The sequence below is a fragment of the Maribacter sp. 1_2014MBL_MicDiv genome (assembly GCF_001865655.1).
Lineage (GTDB): Bacteria > Bacteroidota > Bacteroidia > Flavobacteriales > Flavobacteriaceae > Maribacter > Maribacter dokdonensis.
Genome location: NZ_CP011318.1, coordinates 3,108,557 through 3,130,481, shown reverse-complemented (window position 1 = coordinate 3,130,481; position 21,925 = coordinate 3,108,557). Strand labels below are relative to the sequence as shown.

Annotated in this window: 23 protein-coding genes; 11 read left to right on the top strand and 12 right to left on the bottom strand. The window is 35.3% G+C overall.

The genetic code is table 11. From position 1 onward, the window contains the following. The first annotated feature begins 84 nt into the window (after positions 1-84). Positions 85-1,155, top strand: coding sequence for a branched-chain amino acid aminotransferase (locus tag YQ22_RS13185; protein WP_071341554.1), 1,071 nt, complete (start codon positions 85-87; stop codon positions 1,153-1,155). A 42-nt stretch (positions 1,156-1,197) separates the two neighbouring features. Here the strand turns inward: YQ22_RS13185 and YQ22_RS13180 are convergent, their stop codons facing one another. Next, positions 1,198-1,584, bottom strand: coding sequence for a nucleoside triphosphate pyrophosphohydrolase family protein (locus YQ22_RS13180; protein ID WP_058103583.1), 387 nt, complete (start codon positions 1,582-1,584; stop codon positions 1,198-1,200). 550 nt (positions 1,585-2,134) lie between these two features. Here YQ22_RS13180 and crcB point away from each other — a divergent pair. From crcB to YQ22_RS13150, 4 genes are all read left to right on the top strand, one after another. Further along, positions 2,135-2,506, top strand: a complete 372-nt coding sequence (gene crcB, locus YQ22_RS13165; RefSeq protein WP_071341552.1) for a fluoride efflux transporter CrcB — start codon at positions 2,135-2,137, stop codon at positions 2,504-2,506. 291 nt (positions 2,507-2,797) lie between these two features. Further along, complete coding sequence (locus YQ22_RS13160; protein WP_058104293.1) at positions 2,798-3,136, top strand: P-II family nitrogen regulator; 339 nt, start codon at positions 2,798-2,800, stop codon at positions 3,134-3,136. A gap of 30 nt (positions 3,137-3,166) precedes the next feature. Beyond that, positions 3,167-4,405 carry an ammonium transporter gene (locus YQ22_RS13155; RefSeq protein ID WP_058103586.1) on the top strand — a complete coding sequence of 413 codons (1,239 nt, stop codon included), beginning with the start codon at positions 3,167-3,169 and terminating at the stop codon, positions 4,403-4,405. 100 nt (positions 4,406-4,505) lie between these two features. Further along, positions 4,506-5,519 carry an outer membrane beta-barrel protein gene (locus YQ22_RS13150; protein WP_071341551.1) on the top strand — a complete coding sequence of 338 codons (1,014 nt, stop codon included), beginning with the start codon at positions 4,506-4,508 and terminating at the stop codon, positions 5,517-5,519. An 82-nt stretch (positions 5,520-5,601) separates the two neighbouring features. Here YQ22_RS13150 and YQ22_RS13145 read toward each other — a convergent pair whose 3' ends face one another. Further along, on the bottom strand, positions 5,602-6,246 hold the full coding sequence (locus YQ22_RS13145; RefSeq protein ID WP_071342595.1) for a DUF1684 domain-containing protein: 645 nt from the start codon (positions 6,244-6,246) through the stop codon (positions 5,602-5,604). An 87-nt stretch (positions 6,247-6,333) separates the two neighbouring features. On the opposite strand from YQ22_RS13145, the gene YQ22_RS13140 reads away from it, so the two are divergent. Further along, on the top strand, positions 6,334-7,074 hold the full coding sequence (locus YQ22_RS13140) for a DJ-1/PfpI family protein (protein WP_071341550.1): 741 nt from the start codon (positions 6,334-6,336) through the stop codon (positions 7,072-7,074). On the opposite strand, the gene YQ22_RS13135 is transcribed toward YQ22_RS13140, so the two are convergent. Both YQ22_RS13135 and YQ22_RS13130 read right to left on the bottom strand, forming a co-directional pair. Beyond that, positions 7,061-8,473, bottom strand: a complete 1,413-nt coding sequence (locus tag YQ22_RS13135; RefSeq protein WP_071341549.1) for an alpha/beta hydrolase — start codon at positions 8,471-8,473, stop codon at positions 7,061-7,063. The two genes, YQ22_RS13140 and YQ22_RS13135, sit on opposite strands and share 14 nt — an antisense overlap. A 129-nt stretch (positions 8,474-8,602) precedes the next feature. Next, positions 8,603-9,052, bottom strand: a complete 450-nt coding sequence (locus YQ22_RS13130; RefSeq protein ID WP_058103590.1) for an Lrp/AsnC family transcriptional regulator — start codon at positions 9,050-9,052, stop codon at positions 8,603-8,605. 118 nt (positions 9,053-9,170) lie between these two features. Here YQ22_RS13130 and YQ22_RS13125 point away from each other — a divergent pair, with 118 nt between their 5' ends. From YQ22_RS13125 to YQ22_RS13115, 3 genes are all read left to right on the top strand, one after another. Beyond that, on the top strand, positions 9,171-9,560 hold the full coding sequence (locus YQ22_RS13125; protein ID WP_058103591.1) for a hypothetical protein: 390 nt from the start codon (positions 9,171-9,173) through the stop codon (positions 9,558-9,560). Between the two features lie 85 nt (positions 9,561-9,645). After that, entirely contained in the window at positions 9,646-10,497 is an 852-nt protein-coding gene (purU, locus tag YQ22_RS13120; protein WP_071341548.1) for a formyltetrahydrofolate deformylase, read from the top strand. 34 nt (positions 10,498-10,531) lie between these two features. Next, a complete protein-coding gene (locus tag YQ22_RS13115) occupies positions 10,532-11,248 on the top strand; it encodes a DUF4197 domain-containing protein (protein WP_058103593.1) in 717 nt (238 codons plus the stop codon). A gap of 198 nt (positions 11,249-11,446) precedes the next feature. On the opposite strand, the gene YQ22_RS13110 is transcribed toward YQ22_RS13115, so the two are convergent. Next, positions 11,447-12,235: an alpha/beta fold hydrolase gene (locus YQ22_RS13110; protein WP_071342594.1), complete on the bottom strand. Its 789-nt coding sequence runs from the start codon at positions 12,233-12,235 to the stop codon at positions 11,447-11,449. Between the two features lie 223 nt (positions 12,236-12,458). Here YQ22_RS13110 and YQ22_RS13105 point away from each other — a divergent pair, with 223 nt between their 5' ends. Continuing rightward, positions 12,459-12,650, top strand: coding sequence for a hypothetical protein (locus tag YQ22_RS13105; protein ID WP_058103594.1), 192 nt, complete (start codon positions 12,459-12,461; stop codon positions 12,648-12,650). Here YQ22_RS13105 and pyrF read toward each other — a convergent pair. The 6 genes from pyrF to YQ22_RS13075 all read right to left on the bottom strand — a co-directional run bounded on the left by pyrF (position 12,642) and on the right by YQ22_RS13075 (position 19,685). After that, positions 12,642-13,463: an orotidine-5'-phosphate decarboxylase gene (pyrF, locus tag YQ22_RS13100; protein ID WP_071341547.1), complete on the bottom strand. Its 822-nt coding sequence runs from the start codon at positions 13,461-13,463 to the stop codon at positions 12,642-12,644. The two genes, YQ22_RS13105 and pyrF, sit on opposite strands and share 9 nt — an antisense overlap. 3 nt (positions 13,464-13,466) lie before the next feature. Next, complete coding sequence (prfA, locus tag YQ22_RS13095) at positions 13,467-14,543, bottom strand: peptide chain release factor 1 (protein ID WP_058103596.1); 1,077 nt, start codon at positions 14,541-14,543, stop codon at positions 13,467-13,469. 109 nt (positions 14,544-14,652) lie between these two features. Next, positions 14,653-15,609: an FAD:protein FMN transferase gene (locus tag YQ22_RS13090; protein WP_071342593.1), complete on the bottom strand. Its 957-nt coding sequence runs from the start codon at positions 15,607-15,609 to the stop codon at positions 14,653-14,655. A 117-nt stretch (positions 15,610-15,726) separates the two neighbouring features. Further along, the gene (locus YQ22_RS13085; protein WP_071341546.1) at positions 15,727-16,170 is read right to left on the bottom strand and encodes a QcrA and Rieske domain-containing protein; all 444 of its coding nucleotides are present in this window, start codon (positions 16,168-16,170) and stop codon (positions 15,727-15,729) included. Between the two features lie 52 nt (positions 16,171-16,222). Further along, entirely contained in the window at positions 16,223-17,401 is a 1,179-nt protein-coding gene (locus YQ22_RS13080) for an AIR synthase related protein (RefSeq protein ID WP_071341545.1), read from the bottom strand. Between the two features lie 97 nt (positions 17,402-17,498). Continuing rightward, a complete protein-coding gene (locus YQ22_RS13075) occupies positions 17,499-19,685 on the bottom strand; it encodes a glutamine synthetase III family protein (protein ID WP_071342592.1) in 2,187 nt (728 codons plus the stop codon). A 188-nt stretch (positions 19,686-19,873) separates the two neighbouring features. Here YQ22_RS13075 and YQ22_RS13070 point away from each other — a divergent pair, with 188 nt between their 5' ends. After that, positions 19,874-20,890 (top strand): glutamine synthetase beta-grasp domain-containing protein, encoded by a 1,017-nt coding sequence (locus tag YQ22_RS13070; RefSeq protein ID WP_058103600.1) that lies wholly within the window; start codon positions 19,874-19,876, stop codon positions 20,888-20,890. 80 nt (positions 20,891-20,970) lie between these two features. Here YQ22_RS13070 and YQ22_RS13065 read toward each other — a convergent pair whose 3' ends face one another. After that, positions 20,971-21,909, bottom strand: coding sequence for a calcium/sodium antiporter (locus tag YQ22_RS13065; RefSeq protein WP_071341544.1), 939 nt, complete (start codon positions 21,907-21,909; stop codon positions 20,971-20,973). Positions 21,910-21,925 lie beyond the last annotated feature (16 nt).

Below are 21,925 nucleotides of genomic sequence, written 5' to 3'. Positions count from 1 at the left end.
TGCAAAACTGATCAATTTTAAATAAAAAAAGAAGTGCTACTATGGATATTTGTTTAATTTTAATCAACTAAAGTTACGTATTTCATGAGTATTGAAACGAAAGATATCATAGTAGAAAAAGTTAAAACTTCAAAAATTGACCAAGTTGATTTTGACAATTTAACCTTTGGTTCTGTATTTACTGACCATATGTTGGTCTGCACATATAAGAACGGAGCATGGGAAACACCTACAATAACTCCATACCAACCTATAACACTTGACCCTTCTTCTAAAATTTTCCATTACGGACAATCTATATTCGAAGGTATGAAAGCATATAAGGACAAAAATGACGATGTCTTTTTATTTAGACCGTTAGACAACTTTAAACGCTTAAATATTTCTGCAGAGAGAATGTGCATACCGCAGATTCCCGAAGACTATTTCATGGAAGGTTTAACTACACTGTTAAACTTGGATAAAGAATTTATACCAACAAAAGAAGGAGGTTCTTTATACATTAGACCTTTTATGTTCGCTTCTGGCAACGGATTTCATGCTTCACCTGCAAATGAATATAAGTTTATTATTGCCTGTGCTCCTTCTGGGGCATATTTTTCAGGTAAAGTAAAAGTTCTTATCGAAGAAAAATATTCAAGATCAGCTAATGGAGGTGTTGGTTTCGCAAAAGCAGGTGGAAACTATGCAGGGCAATTTTACCCAACCCAATTGGCCATTGAAAAAGGATACAATCAGGTAATCTGGACAGATGACACCACTCACGAATATATAGAAGAGGCTGGTGCAATGAATATTTTCATTAGAATAAACGACACTTTATTGACCGCACCTACAAGTGATCGTATTTTAGATGGTATAACAAGAAAGAGTATTTTAGAAATTGCCAAAGACCAAGGTATAAAGACCGAGGTAAGAAAAATTACTGTAAAAGAAGTTGTTGAAGCAGCTAAAGACGGTTCATTAAAAGAAATGTTCGGTGCAGGTACTGCTGCAGTAATATCACCAATTGCTGGATTTGGTTTTAGAGATACAGATTATGATCTCCCAGAATTAGATAATAGTTATGGTCAGCAATTAAAGAAAATCATTACTGATATCCAGTACAACAAGTCTGAGGACAAGTTTGGATGGCGCTTTAAAGTGAAAGCTTAAAAAATTAATTCATAATAAAAAGGGGGCAAATTGCCCCCTTTTTTATTTACTCAATATTTCATTAATATTAGGTTTAAAATAGTTAGGGCCTTTTAAAACCTTACCATCTTCCCGGTAAATTGGCTTACCATCTTCACCCAACTTACTCATATTACTACGCTGTATTTCATTGAACACCTCTTCAATTTTGTATTGCATGCCATGTTCTAGAATTGTACCACACAATATGTACAACATATCTCCTAGAGCGTCGGCAACTTCTACCAAATCATTATTTTGGGCAGCCTCTAAATACTCCTTATTCTCTTCGTCCATTAAATTAAAGCGCAACATATTCTTGGCTGGTCCTAAATCAGCAATCATTTCCTCAGAAACACCTAGACCAAAAGAATTATGAAATTCCTTTACTGCATTGATTTTGTTTTTCATTTTTATTTTACCGTTTTAGGTTAGCTTTGCGTAAAAATATAAAATATGTTTAGCACCGGACAAATCATTTTTGCAATCGCTTTTGCCGTGGTTTTTACGATCATAATCATTATTTCTTACAAAAAAGACCTTGATTTTCATCGTAAAAATTTTAAAGGTGTTAAATGGATTGGCATATCCTTTGCACTTTTCTTGATTTTACTACTATTTATAAAGTTTTTCCTAAAGGAATAGTTAATTTTTTTCCTACACCACAAAAATTAACGTTTTCACAACAAAACGGTCAATATCCTCGTTTAATATACCAAATACCGTAATTTTGCGTTATTCATCTATAAAGGTGTAATAAATTATGATGACATTTCTTACAATTTTTTTAGTATTAGTAGGTATTAACGTTGCCTTGGTCGTAGTTAGCTTAATAAGTGTTTCTCAAAAAACGAAAACTTCTTCTCAAAAGCTATCCAAACAACCAACTTCTGTTATTTACCCATTAGATTTACTTACAACCAGCTACAAGAAAGCCGTTTAGTTTTTACCTTTATAAGGTATGAAACAATTTATACTGGTTTTTTTAGGTGGGGGGTTCGGTAGTATATTAAGATATATTATATCTAAAAACCTTAACGCCTACTATTCAAATTTCTATTTAGGTACTTTTCTTGTCAACGTAATTGGTTGTCTAATAATAGGTATACTTATAGGACTCTCCTTAAAGAACAATTACATTTCTGAAAATCAGACTTTATTATTAGCCACCGGATTTTGCGGAGGCTTTACCACTTTCTCTACATTTGCTTTAGAAAGCAATATCCTTTTAAAAGAATCTCCTCTACTTCAAACTTCATTATATATGGGGTTAAGTGTCGTTATTGGTGTCTTAGCCATCTCATTAGGTCTTTGGATTTGCAAAATGTTATAGAATTAACATTCACTAAGCACTATTTTATTTTTGTTCATTTTTTTAGGTATTTGCTCATTTTTTAAACAATCGTTAGATAATCTCTCGTTTTTCTGACGATTATTCTACACACAGGTTAATTTTATCAATTCCATTTCTAGATATCGTCAAAATATTTAACCATAAATAACATTACCCTAAAATTTATAGGGTATATATTAAGATACTCGTAAAAATTACGCATGAACCCCTAATATTTTTAGGGTAACAATGTTTTTAACATATATTTGGCAATATCAAAAACTTATTCAAATGAAAAAAATCGAGGCAATTATTAGAAAATCAAAGTTTGACGATGTCAAAGAAGCGTTGCACAGTATTGAAGTAAATTTCTTCAGTTACTGGGATGTAACAGGTGTAGGTAATGAAAAAGAAGGTCACGTTTACCGTGGTATCTCTTACAGTACTACTGATATACAACGCAGGTACCTAACCATTGTAGTATCAGATGACTTTCTAGAAAAAACAGTTAATAAAATACTAGAGGCAGCTTACTCCGGTAATGTAGGTGACGGTAAAATATTTGTATCTGAAGTCCTTCAAGCATATAGAATAAGAACCAAAGAAGACGGTTTAGCCGGTATTAACTAAATAAAATAACTAACTAAAAAACTAAACGAAATGGACGCAGGATTATTTACAGCAAATAACGTATGGATGATGTTGGCTACCGCATTGGTATTCTTCATGCATACAGGTTTTGCCTTTTTAGAAATTGGCTTAACAAGACAAAAGAACACAATCAACATATTATTTAAGAATATCTTCATTATTACAGGTGGTTTACTTCTTTATTATGCATGGGGATTCAACTTAATGTACCCAGGCTTTGAAGACGGAGATATGGGCTTATTAAAATTTGCAGGTTTTGGTATTGATGCCCCTGAAGGCGGTATGACACCTGACTATGCAGATGGCGGCTACACATGGTGGACAGATTTTCTTTTCCAAGGAATGTTCGCAGCAACAGCGGCTACTATTGTATCTGGTGCAGTAGCAGAACGTATGAAAATTGGAGCTTTCATGATATTTACAGTAATCTATGTTGGTTTGGTATACCCTATAGTAGGTGCTTGGAAATGGGGAGGCGGATTCCTGGATTCATGGGGATTCTATGATTTTGCAGGTTCTACTTTAGTACACTCAGTAGGTGGATGGGCAGCTTTAGTTGCAATATACCTTTTAGGTTCTAGAATTGGAAAATTCGGTAAAGATGGTAAGCCAAACGCTATACCGGGTCACAGCATACCAATGGCTACCGCAGGTGTATTGATATTATGGTTAGGATGGTTTGGGTTTAACGGCGGTTCAGTATTATCCGCAGATCCAGAATTGACATCTTTAGTATTGGTTACTACAAGTTTGGCTGCAGCCGCTGGTGGATTTGGAGCAATGATCACCTCTACTATTCTTTATAAGAACTTGGATTTAACTATGTTCTTAAACGGTATTCTTGGTGGATTGGTAGGTATTACCGCAGGAGCGGATTTAATGTCACCAAATGAAGCTGTAATCATTGGATTCATTGCCGGTATTATCATTGTAGGTGGTGTTGCCTTGGTAGACAAATTAAAATTAGATGACCCTGTAGGTGCTGTAGCAGTTCACTTGATCTGTGGTATCTGGGGAACATTGGTTGTAGGTATCTTCGGTAGCATGGCTAGTGGAGCTCAGTTCATGACACAATTATACGGTGTATTGATCGTAGGTGGGTTCTGTATAGTTACCTCTGGTATTATTTTAGGAGTACTTAAAGCAACTATTGGTCTTAGAGTTTCTAAAGAAGAAGAAGTTGAAGGTTTAGATCTTCATGAGCACGGAATGGATGCTTATGCTGATTTCAGAATGAACCAACACTAAAAAAATACGGAGCGTTTTGCAGAACGCTCCGTTACATAACCTTTTCAATAAATAAATTTCTCAAAATTAATTCATCCCATTTGGGATTAAATCAAAACTTATGAAAACGATTATAAATACAAAGTACGTAAAAAATATTTTCGCATCAGGTCTTATGCTTTTTGCAGCTGCAGGTGTAGTAGCTCAAGAAGAGGAAGAGAAAAAAATAAGCATTAGTGGTTCTGTAGATGCTTATTACCAAACAAATTTAAGTGCTTCTGATGCTACCCCTCAATCATTCGGTAGCTCATTTGCCAACGAATTAGGGTTTGCATTGGGTATGGCCAATATAGTTGCCGCTTACGAAGGCGAAAAAACCGGTGTAGTTGCAGATGTTGTATTTGGCCCTAGAGGCGAAGATGCTGTGGGTGGTTATAACCTAAATCAATTATATGCTTACTGGAATGTATCTGATGCTACTACATTAACAATGGGTAGATTTAATACATACTTAGGATACGAAGTAATTTCTCCGGTAGGTAACTTTAACTACAGCACATCTTACTTGTTCTCTAGCGGACCTTTTTCTCATGTAGGTTTAAAGGCTGATTTTGCTTTATCTGATGATTTCAGTTTAATGTTAGCTATTATGAACGTAACTGATACCAACAATAACTTAACTGGCGCATATTCTGCTGGAGCTCAATTGGGTTATTCAGGTCAGTACCTTAACTTCTACTACGATGGTGGTGAGGCTTTAGGTTTTGAAATTGATTATACAGGTGGTTTTGATCTTTCAGAAGATTTCTTCTTAGGGATAAATGCAGCATATGCTGATAACGATGGTGCAGGATTCTCAGGTGTAGCACTATACCCACAATACGCTACATCAGACGACTTCTCTATAGGTTTAAGAGGTGAATATTTCGCAATTGATTTAGATGACCCAGCTATAGATAACCCTAACGTATTAGGATTAACTTTAACAGGGAGCTATACAGTAGAGAACTTAACCATTAAACCAGAAATCAGATTAGATTCTTGGGGTAGTGATGTTGAGCCTTACTTTGATGCAGACGGCGCAGCTTCTAAAAGCTTATCTTCTTTCTTAGTAGCAGCCGTATACTCTTTCTAAGTTGTTGATATAATTAATGGTTGATTTTATAGTTTAAGTTTTAAAACCTCGGCAATACCTGCCGAGGTTTTTTATTTTCCCATTAATGCTCAAAGGCTTTCACCCCTACTTTAATTTCTGTATCCAAATTATTGACCTTAGGAACAATTGGACAACTAAATTTTTTATTATAAGCGCAATAAGGATTATAGGCTTTATTGAAGTTCAAAATTATCTTATTGCCCTTTGGTATTCTTAAATCTAAATACCTACCACCGCCATACGTTTCTTCTCCGTTTGTATTATCTGTAAAAGGCAAAAACAAATAATCTTCATATTCGGCTTGCGTTATTAGCTCCGGCGATTGATAAATTTCCAATTTATGATCTTTTCCATTCAAGGTAAATTTAGCAATACCGTAAACCACCTCCGTTGATTCTCTACCTGTTGTTGTTGGCATTGAAAATGGTAAAGCTTCTGGCGTTCTTACAAGCTCCGCTTCTACTATGTAGTTGGTATCTGGCTCAAAAAACTCTAAAGACTCAAAATCAATTCTAAACCTATCGGGCAACGGTGAAGATTCAGGGTTTTTGAACTCAGCGTTCAGCTCTTCTTGAAACAGCAAAATATCAGCTAGCTTATCTGACTTTGTTATTGATTCAATGTTAGGTTTGGCATCATGATACTTTTTTTCTTGTCCGCAAGAAACCATTACACACAAAATCAATACTGCAATACTTATTCTCATATCCATTCATTTACATTTCAAAAATACAATATATTCATTGTAAGTTTTTCACATATAATCGTACTTTAGAAATCGAAAACAATTCATATGAAACTTAAATACCTTCTTATTCTTTTACCATTTATACTAGTTAGCTGCAATCAAAAGAAAGCTAAAAAAGAAACCACAGTGGTTAAAGAAACAAGACAATTACCAAAGCTAGAACCCAGTAATTATAATGTTGCTTTTCTAATAATGAACGGAACGTTCAATACTGAATTTACAGCCCCATTCGATATATTTCAACATACAAAATTTAGAGAAGGCATAAAGGCCATGAACACATTTACCGTAGCAAATACTTTAGAACCCATAACCACTTTTGAAGGTGTTCGCATTTTACCCGATTTTGACTACACTAAAGATGATTTACCTAAAATAGATATATTGGTAGTACCTAGTGCGGAACATTCTATGGATAGAGACTTAAAAGATGAAGTCATGATCAACTTTATTAATCAAATAGACAAGAGCGCACTATATATGACCAGTCATTGTGACGGCGCCTTTCCCTTGGCAAAAGCTGGTATTTTAGATTCGGTAGCTTCAACAACTTTTCCCAGTGATATTGAAAATTACAAAGCCATGTTTCCTAATTTAGACATAAAGGACAATGTATTATTTGTTCATGACGGAAAATACATTACTTCTGCAGGAGGCGCAAAAAGTTTTGAAGCCGCTTTATATTTATGTGAAATACTGTACGGAAAAGATATTGCCAAATCATTGGCAAAAGGTCTGGTCATAGATTGGAAATTGGAAGATGTACCTCACATTACCGTTCAATAACATCATATCTGGCACCTTTTAAATATTTTTCAACCATTTCATTGAATTCCGGCATAATCCTGAACAATGCAGTGTGTTCCAAAGAATATAACCCGCTTTTATCCGTATAACCATTTTTAAGCAACTCTTCTAAGTAAAATAAGGCTGTACCGTAATCTTCCATTTTTGAACTAATTGAGATTACCTCTAAGTAAGCATTATAATCTTTTGGCGAAGTAATGGTCTTTAACATGTGTAATAAATTTAGTGCTTCATAATCTACCACATCTTCAGCTTCAATAAAATCAATATTATCTGATACCAGAGCATTAATATACCCTCTTAACCTACTTGACATTTGCCGCTCATATAAATTAGAACTTTTATCCAATTTATTTAATTCTTGCATTTGATAATTCCACCACCCAAGATTTGCATAATTATAGGTGATAATATCTTCTTCCAAATAGTAGTTATAATCTTCTTTGGTAAAAGATTCCTTCAAAAAATAACTGTTTTGACTTCTATTCGCCTGTCTATAATTAGAACTTGTTCTTAAAGTTTTCTGCGTAGCTTTTAGCGTATCTAAATCTACTAATGGATTGAAAATCTTTTCCATATCTAACAATTGATATGTAGCTAAAAGAGGTTTTTGTTTGGAAATGTTGGAATTTGCCAAAGTCAAGAATCGATCATACGAAGAAGCCACCAAACTGCTATCCTTTTCCAAATGGCCTTTTGCCATACTAGTAAGCGTCAACATTCTAAATGCATTTGCAATTAAGTCACCTTCTGGCAGCATACGGTCTCCATCAAAGACTATTAATTCATTAGGAAACTTTAATTTATTTAGCAATTCCCTGCTATTCAACATCTCGGTAAAATTATAATCCTCCCTATTCACAAGCCCTACGAACTGAAAAGGTTGCTTTGGATTTAAAATCTCAACATTACCAACCGACGCACCGATAGAAATTACTCCATTGATATTACGTACAAATGTTGGCAAAATTGAAGCGAACATTGCACTACTACCAAAACCTGCAGTATACATACGATTTTTAGCTAAAGGGATGGTACTGATCACTGAATTGAACATTCTATTCGCAATTAAAACATTTTCAGAAATGGAAAGCGAATCACTTATATTATCTGAACTAGCCAAAACATAGCCTTCTTGCTCAGCTGCACCCAGCAACATTGAAACGGCAGCCTTACCCTTACCCTTTAAATCCATTACAAAGGCAACTGGCCAGGCTTTATTTACCTCAAAATTTGAAGGCAAATAGAGAGAGAAGGTTTCATTGACCGAATCATTAACAACTAAATTTTCTGAAATAGCACCTCTTAAAAGCCTTAATTCTTGAGAAAATATTGCCGTAGAGGTTAAAACGAACGTAAGAAGTAGTAATTTTTTCATTATTTAATTTCTATCAAAAATCTAGCCAAAATATCTTAGAACCATTAATCACCAACCAATTTACCAATGATCACCAATTCCAAAATTAAATATCCATTAATAAATTAATAAAAGAGATTAAGATATTTATCATTTAACTTTATGCATTGGGGCATTAGAAATTACTTGAGAAAGAACAATATGAGTCCTTGTTTCACCATACTGTATTAATTGGTCGATAAACTTTTCTAGGTGAAACTGATCTTTTAAAACAACTTCCATAACAATATTTTCGTTTCCGGTAATTCTGTAGCAATTAATAACCTCTTGCAAAGTAGGTACAACAGCTAAAAAAGGCTTCAATTTCCCCATAAATGCCCTTAAGGTTATAATCGCCTTTAATTGATGTCCGGTTAACGCGTGAGACACTGTAGCCTTATATCCATGTATGATACCAAGGTCCTCCATCTTCTTTACGCGCTCCGCCACTGCCGGTGCCGTGAGCCCAACCGTACGACCAATATTTGCAAATGATTCCCTTGCATTATCCTGCAATTGTTTTAGTATTTTCCAATTAAGCTCGTCTATCTTTGGATTCAAAAGAATATAGTTTTAATTATTTATTATCAAAGGTAAATTTACAAATTACATTTAAAATCGATAGAAAATAATCAAATAACTAACGTAATTTTATATAACACTAACAATACCCCACACAATGGCATATAGAAGTTTAAAACATTTGCCTATTTATAGAAAAGCACTGGAACTCTGCACCATGAGTAGAGAGATTGCGTCATATGTATCTTTCAACAAAGATTTGGTGCGCCTTTATGAATCAAAAAGCTTAAGAGACATCATGGCTAATTCTATTTTGACAGATGCCATTCTCATACCTCAAAAAATTGCACAAGTTGAATATTCTAATTGCAATAATGAACGTAAAGAAACCATTTCTTACATAAATATCATTATAAGAAACATCAACTCTTACTGTATGGGATTAGAAAAACATGGAGTAAAGGAGACTGAGTACATCAATCTATTAAGAAAAGAGATCAAAAGTTTTAGGAAATCGTACAAGGCTTGGAAAGCTGACCACCTATAATTATCCTAAAATTTATTTCTACAACATAATAAAATTACCACTTTAAGGATTATGGGCTATTTTTGACATTTAAAATAGCATATAATTGAAAGCAACTATATTAGTCCATTGTCCTGATCAAGCAGGTATTATTAGTACCGTAACTGGTTTTATCCATAGCAATAAAGGTAACATCGTATACCTTGATCAGCATGTTGATAAGCCTGCCAACGTATTTTTTATGCGTACGGTTGTTGAATTCCAAAATGACTTTTCAGATTTGGAACATTTTAAAACGTTATTCCAAAATGAGTTAGCTACTAGTTACAACATGGAATGGAGTCTACATACCGATGACAAATTACCCAGGATGGCCATTTTCGTATCTAAATACAACCATTGCCTTTATGACCTATTAAGTAGATACCAATCTGGTGAGCTAGCCGTTGAGATTCCCTTTATACTCAGTAACCATAACGATTTAAGGTATATTGCAGAACAGTTTAACATACCGTTCTATCACGTACCCTTCACTAAAGCCAATAGAGTTACGGCAGAGCAGGAGCAAATTGCAATACTTGAAAAACACGATGTAGATTTTATCGTTTTAGCTAGATACATGCAAATAGTCAGTGGCAACTTAATAGACAAATACCCTAACAAAATAATTAATATACACCATTCTTTCTTACCTGCCTTTGCCGGTGCTAAACCCTATCATGCAGCATTTAAAAGAGGTGTGAAAATTATCGGAGCCACTAGTCACTACGTAACTGAAGAATTGGATGCCGGACCAATTATTGAGCAAGATGTTACTACGGTAACCCATTCTCACACAATAGAAGACTTTATCACAAAAGGTAGAGACCTTGAGAAGATTGTACTTTCTAGAGGAGTAAAATTGCATATTGCACGCAAAACAATGGTCTACAACAATAAAACGGTCATATTCTCGTAAGTACTAAAGTAAAACCTATACAAATAATACAATAATGATTAAAAAAATTAGTTTGGCCTTCTGCATGATGCTCGCAATTTCATGCAATGAATTACAGCAAGTAGTAAATCAATTACCTACATCTACAGACACTGCTTTGAGCAATGAAACCATAGCAAATGGTCTAAAAGAAGCTTTAGATCAAGGTATAGAAAAACAGGTAAGCAAGTTAACCGCTACTGACGGGTTTTATAAAAATGAATTGGTCAAAATTCTATTACCAGAAGACCTACAAAAGGTAGATAAAACTTTACGCGATATAGGTTTAGGCAATTTGGCAGACGAAGGCTTAAAGGTTTTGAACCGTGCTGCCGAAGATGCTGTTGCAGAAGCTACACCTATTTTCGTAAATGCTGTAAAAGACATGTCGTTCGCAGACGCAAAAAATATTCTTCTTGGCGAAAACAATGCTGCTACTACTTATTTGGAAACAAAAACGAATACAGAGCTATATGCTAAATTCAATCCTGTAATCAACGAATCTTTTCAAAAAGTAGGTGCAGATAAAATTTGGAGTTCTATAATCACCAAATACAATTCAATCCCATTGACCAACAATGTAAACCCAGATTTAACAGATTATGTTACACAGGAGGCTTTATCAGGAGTTTATAAAATGATTGCTGTAGAGGAAGAAGAAATTAGAACAAAGTTCTCTTCAAGAACTACAGATGTCCTTAAAAAAGTATTTGCACTTCAAGATAAAAAATAGATTTTCAACAACTTAAACAATAACTCAAAAATATATGCGTTAAAATTAAACAAAAGAATATTAAAGCATTCATTTTCAATTTTTTGAGTTAGTTATTTTTTGAGTTAGTTAGTTAGTTAGCAAAAACCGGTGGGAGCATCGGTTTTTTTTATTTTAACACTTAAAGACGACATCTTTGTAAATCAATGTTAAAGCACTTTAGATTGTTTTTTGACCTCCCAAATATGCAATTACCTTCTCATTAAAAAATACAGGTCGTTCCACATTTACAACATGACCACAGTCTTCTACCACCACTAATTGCGAACTTTTATGCAAAGAAACAATTTTGCGAATGCTGGGAAGAAATAAATAATCTTCTTCTCCCATGACATATAATGTAGGTATGTTGATATCTGCAGACCTAAAAAAGCGTAATAATGGATTAATTTCCGAGGATAGCTTAAACCATCTTATAAACTCTTTTTGATATAGCTTTTTTGCCTCACGAACAAAGAGCGACCTAGACTCCTTATGATTTTTATTTGGCATTATAATAAAAGCAAAGAACTTGTATAACCATAGATAAGGCACGATCGATTTAAATATGATACCAAGTTTTATCAATATTTGAGATCTAAGGTTCAATTTCATTATAGCACCGCCCATAACCATACTTTCAACCCGATAAGGATGGTTCTCCGCTAAATTCCGTATTAAAATAGTACCTAATGATATCCCTACAAAATGAGATTTTTCTATACCTTCTTGATCAATAACCTCAACAATATCGTTAGTGATAACATCAAAGGTGTACTTTTCATTAAAAACATTTTTTAAACTAGACTTAGAATTCCCATGACCTCTTAAATCTAATAGCAATACGTTAAAGTGTTTCTTAAATTCTCGTATTTGTTTGAACCATATTGAAGAACTACCTCCTGCGCCATGTACAAATGTCACCCATTCAGTAGCTGTTTTATGATGATACGTAATATAATGAAGCACAGGTTTGTATTTAAAAAAAATTGTAATGTACAATGTAAATATAGTTTTTCACAATCTGTTTAAGATTTTAAAAAATCACTTGTAAAGCGCTATCTTTTAAATTATCACAGGTGTATTTGTTAAAAAAAAGACATATTACCTATAAATTAGATGTACAGCTACACATACACACATCCAAAACCTGAATCTGAACGTATATTTGTAAGAAACTAAAACCAGGATTATGGAAAAGCAATATTGCAAGGTAGGGACAGTAACACCAATGGAAGCTAATACAGACATAATAAGTTTATTGGAGTATCAATATCAAATGTTTTTAGACAAAGCTTCTAACATGCAAACCAATACCCAGTTGGGAGAATTTTTTGAATCTAAAGCCCAGAAAATCAAAAAAACTTTAGAAGACCTAGTTTAGTCTTTGGAGCTCTATTTTCATAGCTTCTTGTAACTCTTTAGCTTTTTTTCTAGCAGCATCTGCAAAATCCTCCTGGTCAGATGCATAGATAATTCCGCGTGAAGAATTAATAAGTAGTCCAACATCTTTTGTCATACCATATTCACAAACATCTACTAAACTACCGCCTTGGGCACCAACTCCAGGCACCAATAAGAAGCTATTAGGTATTATTTGACGAATTTCCTTCAGATATTCAGCCTTTGTGGCACCCACAACGTACATTAAATTCTCTGCCCCTTTGTAGGTAGTAGAAACCGATAATACCTCTTTATATAACTCTCTATCTCCAATCTTTTTAGTTTGAAAATCAAAAGCACCACCATTTGACGTTAATGCAAGTAAGATGGTATGTTTATCCTTGAACTCCAAAAAAGGTTCAACCGAATCTTTGCCCATATAAGGAGCAATTGTGATGGAATCAAAATTTAAATCATCAAAAAATGCCTTCGCATATCTTGTAGACGTATTACCAATATCACCACGTTTAGCATCTGCAATGGTGAAAATTTCAGGATAATTCTTATTTAGATACTTTATCGTTTTTCGCAATGCAGACCACCCCTGTACGCCATACGCTTCATAAAATGCTATGTTAGGTTTATAAGCCACACATAAATCATGTGTGGCATCAATAATTGCTTTGTTAAACTCAAAAATAGAATCTTCTTCCTCCAACAAAAAAGGTGGAATTTTCTCTAAGTCGGTATCTAAACCTATACACAAAAAGGATTGTTTTTTATGAATTTGGGCAACCAATTCTTGGGTAGTCATATCTTAAAATATCTCAGAGGCTTCCCTCAATTTTTCGGTATTTTCTACAAAACTCAATTCATCTATTATTTTTTGGATATCTCCATCTATAATATTAGACAAATCATACAAGGTAAGACCAATACGATGATCGGTAACTCTACCCTGCGGGTAATTGTAAGTTCTAATTTTTGCAGAACGGTCACCACTACTTACTTGAGAGTTTCGCTTTGCTGCATCTTCTTCTTGTTTTTTTGCCAATTCTAAATCATATAACCTAGAACGCAAAACCCTAAAAGCTTTGTCCTTATTCTTGTGCTGCGATTTTTGATCCTGACATTGAGCTACTAAACCCGTTGGTATATGTGTTAAACGCACCGCTGAGTATGTAGTGTTTACAGATTGACCACCAGGACCTGACGAGCAGAAAAAATCTATACGTACATCTTTAGGATCTATTTGTACGTCAAAATCTTCAGCTTCGGGCAAAACCATAACCGTAGCGGCACTCGTGTGTACCCTACCCTGGGTTTCTGTCTGTGGCACCCTCTGTACACGGTGAACACCGGCTTCAAACTTTAAAGTTCCGTATACATCGGTACCAGATACTTCAAACTGAATTTCCTTATATCCACCACTAGTACCTTCACTAAGGTCAATTACATTTGTTTTCCAACCTCTACCCTCACAGTATTTAGTATACATTCTAAAAAGGTCACCGGCAAAGATACTAGCCTCATCACCACCAGTTCCTGCCCTGATTTCTACTACGACATCCTTAGCATCTTCAGGATCTTTTGGTATCAACATCAGTTTAATATCCTCTTCCAGCTTTGGCAGAGCCCCTTTGGCCTCTTCCATTTGCATCTTGGCCATTTCAAGCATTTCTTCATCACTACCATCGGCAATGATTTCCTCAGCTTCGGCAATATTATTGGTAAGCTCAAGATATTCTTCTCGCTTATCCATTAAGTCTTTAAGATCTTTATATTCTTTAGTAAGCTTTACATATTTATCTTGATCAGATATAATATTCGGTTGAATTATAAGGTCGGAAACCTCATCAAAACGTTGTTTTACTATGTTTAATTTTTCTATCATATGCTTACTTCACTTGTATGGCAAATTTACAATAAAATTACAGACACTTTAAAGTGATTATCGTGGGAAGAAATAATTAAAAAACGAGCACCTTGGTTTTTTGAAATACTTAGTTTAGCAGAATACCATTACTCTTGTGCATTTTATTGGCACTATCCACAATAATAACCTCTGTATCACCAAGTTGATTTATAAGAGCCAAACCTGCATCTAACCCCATTACAAAGATGGATGTTGCCAAGGCATCTGATAACTCCGCACTTTTTGCAAATACCGATACACTGTTGATACCCGTAGCGGGAAAACCTGTTTTAGGATCTAAAATATGGGTGTATTTTTTATTGCCCGACATGATAAAATTACCGTCACTGGCTGTTGTTGCCACAGACGACTCAAGAATTGGAATCCATGATGCAATACCACCTTTTAAATCTGGATTCATAACCCCGATCAACCATTTATCCCCTGTAACTTTGGTTCCCCAAGTGGTAATATCACCATTTAAATTTATAATACCGGCCTTAACATCTTTTGACACCAATAACGCCTTTGCCTTATCTGCAGCAAACCCCTTACCAATACCACCAAAAGAAATTTTCATTCCTTTTTTCTTTAAAAAAACAGTTTGATCCTTATTGTTCAAAACAATATTCTTATACCCTATTCTAGATTGCACCGCCTCTACATTTGCCTTAGAAGGCAAAGACTGCATTGAACCATCTAATTTCCATACATCTTTAAGCGCGGTAAATGTTATATCAAATGCACCGTTGGTAATTTCAGAAATTTGAATAGATCGCTCTATGAGCTTGTATAGTTCCCAACTTACGTGAACTGGTTTAATACCGGCATTTCTATTAATCATACTTGTTTCAGAATCCCGGTCCCAGGAAGAGATCAACTTCTCAATTCTTTGAACTTCGGCCAAAGCTTCCTGTATATAAATGTAACCCAACTCCTCATCTACCGAAACTACCGTAATGTCAAAATCACCGCCCATTACCTCGTAAGACTTCTTTACGGTAACGTACTTTTTATCTTGACCATACGAAATGCAGGTCAACATAACTATTAATAAGGCACTGATATACTTCACTTACTTTCTCTTGTTGGGGGTCAATTTTATCATCAAAGAATAATAAGTTAGGTTGGTGTTGTTGGTTTTAGAATTGTAGTTTAATCATTACTCAAAAACTCGTAAAATATCACCTTCAAGTGAAGTATTGTATATTTTTAACGCTCTTGAAGTACTATTAGGAATTTCATTTAAAGGAGTACCGGTCTGAGAAAACTTTGACCCATGCACATCACAGTAAAAAATACCACCTTCTTGATTTACAAATCTTACCTGATCATATTGCTCATGACTGCAGATTTGCGTAGCGGCAACAAATTCACCTTCAAGATTTCTAACTACGACAACAAGATTTTTTAAAATAAATCCGCCATTATTTGCCAATTTAGCAGCCTCGGAAGAAGTAAGATCAATAGTGAAATCTACATTGGTTGGTGGCGTAACAATATCTCCTACAACTTCATTGTCCTTGGAACAACTGCCCAAGCAAGGAAACGTTATTGCAAATGCAGCACCCGCACCCAGAGTTCGTAAAAATTCTTTTCTTTCCATAGCAAGATAGGTTTATACAAAAAGAACGATTTATTTACATTAATCGTATGTTCTAATACACAAAGGTGCCGTACTTACTGGAAATTGTTAATTTTTTAGAATCCGATGCCTCTACCTTACCTATAATTTTAGCATTTACGCCAAAACTCTTTGATATTTCAATAATATCACCTGCGATATCTTCAGGAAGATAAATCTCTAGTCTATGACCACAATTGAAAACCTTATACATCTCTTTCCAATCTGTACCAGACTGTTCTTGAATTAATTGAAAAAGAGGTGGCACATCAAATAAGTTATCCTTGATGATATGAAGGTCATCTACAAAATGAAGAATTTTGGTTTGTGCCCCTCCACTACAATGAATCATACCATGAATTTGATCAGGGCTATATGTAGAAAGTATTTTTTTTACGATCGGTGCATATGTCCTTGTTGGTGACAACACTAATTTACCGGCATTAATTGGAGAATTTTTAACATCATCTGTTAATTTTACCTTTCCTGAATACACCAAATCTTCTGGCACCTCAGCGTCAAAGCTCTCAGGGAATTTTTCAGCCAAATAATTAGAGAACACATCATGGCGTGCAGAGGTAAGTCCGTTACTTCCCATACCGCCATTATACTCTTTCTCGTATGTTGCTTGACCAAAAGATTCTAGACCTACAATAACATCGCCTGCCTTAATATTGGCATTATCAATTACCTCACTTCTTTTCAATCTAGCAGTAACCGTAGAATCTACAATAATTGTTCTTACCAAATCCCCAACATCAGCAGTTTCACCACCGGTAGAATGAATAGTGATACCAAACTCACCCAAGTCGTTTATCAACTCTTCCGTTCCATTGATAATAGCTGAAAGCACTTCACCCGGAATCTTATTTTTATTTCTACCAATAGTAGATGAAAGCATAATATTGTCAGTAGCCCCAACACAGATTAAATCATCTATGTTCATGATCAAGGCATCTTGCGCAATACCTTTCCAAACGGAAATATCTCCCGTTTCTTTCCAGTACATATATGCCAACGACGACTTTGTACCCGCCCCATCTGCATGCATGATCAAGCAATACTCTTTGTCTCCCGTCAAATAATCAGGAACTATTTTACAGAAAGCCTTGGGAAAAAGACCTTTATCAATATTCTTTATAGCATTGTGCACGTCTTCTTTAGAAGCTGACACGCCCCGTTGCTGATATCTTTCATTGCTAGGTGTTGACATAACTAAAATTTGAAACAAAAATAAGGGAATCATTAAAACTGCAACCTTAGTTCAGCTTAATAATTCCCCATTTTTTTTTAATAATTAAAGACTAGGCTTATTCAATGAACAACAATTCCCTATACTTGGTCAATGGCCATAAGGTATTGTCCATTAATTTTTCCAACTTATCACTATGTGATCTAATTTCAGAAAAATATGGTTTTACATCAAAGCAATATGACTTTGCCTTCTTTTTTGTGTCTTTTAGAGCATTTGCCTTCTTTCTTGCATCTGCCATGGCATCAACCATTTTCTTAACACTTACTACGTGCTCTGCAATTTCTTCTATCATCGTCAATTGCCCTTCAGAGAATTTTTTATGTGCCGCTCCATAAATTTCCTTAAGTCCAGACACATTTTTAATCAGCTTATTTTGATATTCCAATGCTGACGGCAAAATATACCCGTAAACCAATTCATTATACACCCTACCCTCTATCTGTAGGTGCATAATATAATTCTCCAGGTCCACTTCTTGGCGGGCACCCACTTCAACCTCACTCATTACATCCATAGATTCAAAAAGTGCAATACTGTCTTTTGATGTCAAGACCTCTAGAGCTTCTGGAGTATTTTTATTGTTACTTAATTTTCTTCGTTTAGCTTCGTTTTCCCATTCTACACTATAGCCATCACCGTCAAAACGAATTCGTTTGGATGTTTTTATATATTCACGAAGTACATTAAAAACAGCTTCGTCTTTTTTAAGATTTTTCTTGTCTACCAGTGCATCTACCTCTTTCTTAAAATCTTTTAATTGCTTTGCAACAATGGTATTTAAAATGGTCATTGGCTTGGCACAATTGGTCTTGGAACCAACGCCACGCATTTCAAATTTATTACCTGTAAAGGCAAAAGGTGAAGTTCTGTTTCGATCGGTATTATCCATCAATATTTCTGGAATTTTACCCACTACGTTCAGCTTAAGTTCTGTTTTTTCCTCTGGAGACAATTTTCCTTTGGATACCCCTTCAAGCTCATCTAAAACATTACTTAGTTGAGTACCTACAAAAATTGAAAATATTGCTGGTGGAGCTTCGTTTGCCCCCAGCCTATGGTCATTACTTGCCGAAGCTATTGAAGAACGCAAAAGTTCTTCATAAGTATCTACCGCTTTAATGGTGTTAATAAAAAAGGTCAAAAACTGTAAGTTCTTCATTGGTGTAGAACCTGGACTAAGAAGATTTACCCCGGTATTGGTCTGTAGAGACCAGTTGTTATGCTTACCCGATCCATTGATCCCAGCAAATGGCTTTTCATGGAACAGCACTTTAAAATGATGTTTATCCGCAATCTTATCCATCACATCCATCAGTAGAAGGTTATGGTCAATTGCCAAGTTTGCTTCTTCAAAAACAGGAGCCAGTTCAAACTGATTTGGGGCAACTTCATTGTGCCTGGTCTTTACAGGTATACCCAATTTTGTGCATTCTTTTTCTAAATCGCTCATAAAACTCAGCACACGACTAGGTATAACCCCAAAATAATGATCATCTAATTGTTGTCCTTTTGCAGGAGTTTCGCCCACCAAAGTACGACCGGTCATCATAATATCCGGTCTAGAATGTGCAAGAGCTTTATCGATCAAAAAATATTCTTGCTCCCAACCTAAAGTTGCGTTGACCTTGGTAACGGTTTTATCAAAATATTTAGCTACTGCGGTTGCCGCTTCGTCCACTGCACCCAATGCTCTTAACAATGGAGCTTTATTATCTAAAGCTTCACCCGTATACGAGACAAATATTGTAGGTATACATAAAGTAGTACCATATATGAATGCGGGCGAAGATGGGTCCCAAGCCGTGTAGCCCCTAGCCTCAAATGTATTTCTTATGCCCCCACTTGGAAAACTAGATGCATCTGGTTCTTGCTGCACCAATTGACCACCACCAAACTTTTCTAAAGCCGTACCATCTGGCATAAGATCAAAGAAGGCATCATGTTTCTCAGCAGTTGAACCGGTTAAAGGCTGAAACCAGTGGGTATAATGAGTAGCTCCCATTGAAATTGCCCAACCCTTTATAGCCTCTGCGACTTGATCTGCAATTTTCCTGTCGATCTTAGAACCAGAATCCATAGCACCTTTCAATCCTTCAAAAGCATCTTTGGTTAGGTATTGCAACATCTTTTTTTCATTGAACACGTTGACACCGAACAAGTCAGACCTTCTTCCATTTTCCTGAATAGCGATGGCATTTCTATTTTGACTTTCTTTTATTGCTGTAAATCTTGAGGACATCATACCTAAATTCATTGTTAATTTCACAAAATTACGTTCTATAAATATAAATATGATAAAATACCCGACAAAAATTAGGGGTGGATAGAAATAAATTTAATTTTTACAGATTTACCCCCTTAAAAATTCATACAGATTGATAAAAAACATATTTTTGTTTGTAACTTATTTTAAATTATAACGAGCACATTATGAGCAAAACAAAATTAGAATACATCTGGTTAGATGGATATTTTCCAACCCAAAACATGAGAAGCAAGACCAAAGTGGTTAATGACTTTGGTGGTAAATTAGAAGATTGCCCAATGTGGTCTTTTGATGGAAGTTCAACGCGCCAGGCCGAAGGTGGTTCTTCTGACTGTTTGCTTAAACCAGTTGCAATCTACCCTGATCCAGCAAGAAAGGACGGATACTTGGTAATGACAGAAGTACTTAATGCAGATGGTACGCCTCACGTTTCTAATGGTAGAGCTACTATTGATGATGACGATAATGATTTCTGGTTCGGATTTGAGCAAGAATATTTCATCATGGATACTGCTACTGAATTACCTTTAGGTTTCCCAAGAGGTGGTTACCCAGCTCCACAGGGAATGTACTACTGTTCAGTTGGTGGTAAAAACACACACGGTAGACATATTGTAGAAGAGCACGCAGATCTTTGTATTGCTGCCGGTCTTAACTTTGAAGGTATCAACCAAGAAGTTGCTTGTGGTCAATGGGAGTTTCAATTGTTCGCTAAAGGTGCAAAATTAGCCGGTGATGAATTATGGGTAGCACGTTACCTATTGGACAGACTTACTGAGTCTTACGGATACTATATTGAGTACCACCCAAAACCATTAGGTAAAGATATGGACTGGAACGGTTCTGGTATGCACGCAAACTTCTCTAACACTACGTTAAGAACTTGTGGAGACCAGGCAACTTATGAAAAAATATGTGAGGCATTTAGACCAGTAGTTAAAGAACATATCTCGGTATATGGTGAGTTTAACGATCAACGTTTAACAGGTTTACACGAAACTGCTGCTATTACAGATTTCAGCTTCGGTATTTCTGATAGAGGAGCTTCTATACGTATTCCTATCGCAACGGTAGAAAGCGGATGGAAAGGATGGTTAGAAGATAGAAGACCAGCATCTAATGGTGATCCATATAAAATTGCAGGTGTTATCGTTAAAACGGTAAAATCAGCTAAGGTTTAATACCAAATTAATTGTAGATTATATTAAAAATGCCCTGAACATGTTCAGGGCATTTTTTTTTGCATTCTCCGAGTCAGAAACTATCCTATGGTAAAATAGACAAAAGCAAGATATACGCTTAGCAATACCACTCCATCTCGCCAACCCAATCTCAATCCTTTAGGAATAAAAACCAAAGGTAGGACAAGAAAGGAAATACCCAACAACCAAAAAATGTCATTGGTCAACAATCCTTGATCCATAACGGAAATAGGCGTAATTATAGAAGTAATACCTAACACGGCCAAGAGGTTAAAGATATTAGAACCTATTAAATTCCCTAAGGAAATTGCTTTTTCTTTTTTGATAATAGCTATGATCGATGCCGCTAACTCAGGTATACTTGTACCTACAGAAACTATCGTAATTGCTATTACACGTTCACTAACTCCGAATGCTGTAGCCATACCTACTGCTCCACTGATTAGCAGCTCAGAACCGCCCCAAAGTGCCCCACCACCTAATCCTAAGAACAAGGCTGTCTTATAGGTTGGCAACATTACATCTGGCTCATCTTCCGCATCGATAACAGCAGGTTTTTGAAATCGTAATAAATACACCAAGAATACAAATAAGAAAATTACCATGACCACCCCTTCGTATTGCTGAAGAACTCCATCAAAATAGATAAAGAAAAAGAATAGTAAGGAAGCCAACATCATTACCGGCCAATCTGTAGTATAAAAGCTTTTGCTAACATCTATAGGTCCTAATAAAATAGTAATTGCAAGTACCAAACCTAAATTTGCAATATTAGATCCCACAACATTACCTAAGGCCAAATCAGGAAAACCATCTAAAGCTGCGTTAATACTTACAATTAGCTCAGGTGCAGAAGTTGCGAAAGACACAACCGTCATACCTATTACTATTTTCGGAATTTTTAATTTTAACGATAGATCTACCGCCGCCTTTAGCAACCAATTACCCCCAGCTATCAACAAAACTAGTCCGGCAACAATAAATAAGAAATCTTGCATGTAAAGAATTTTAACA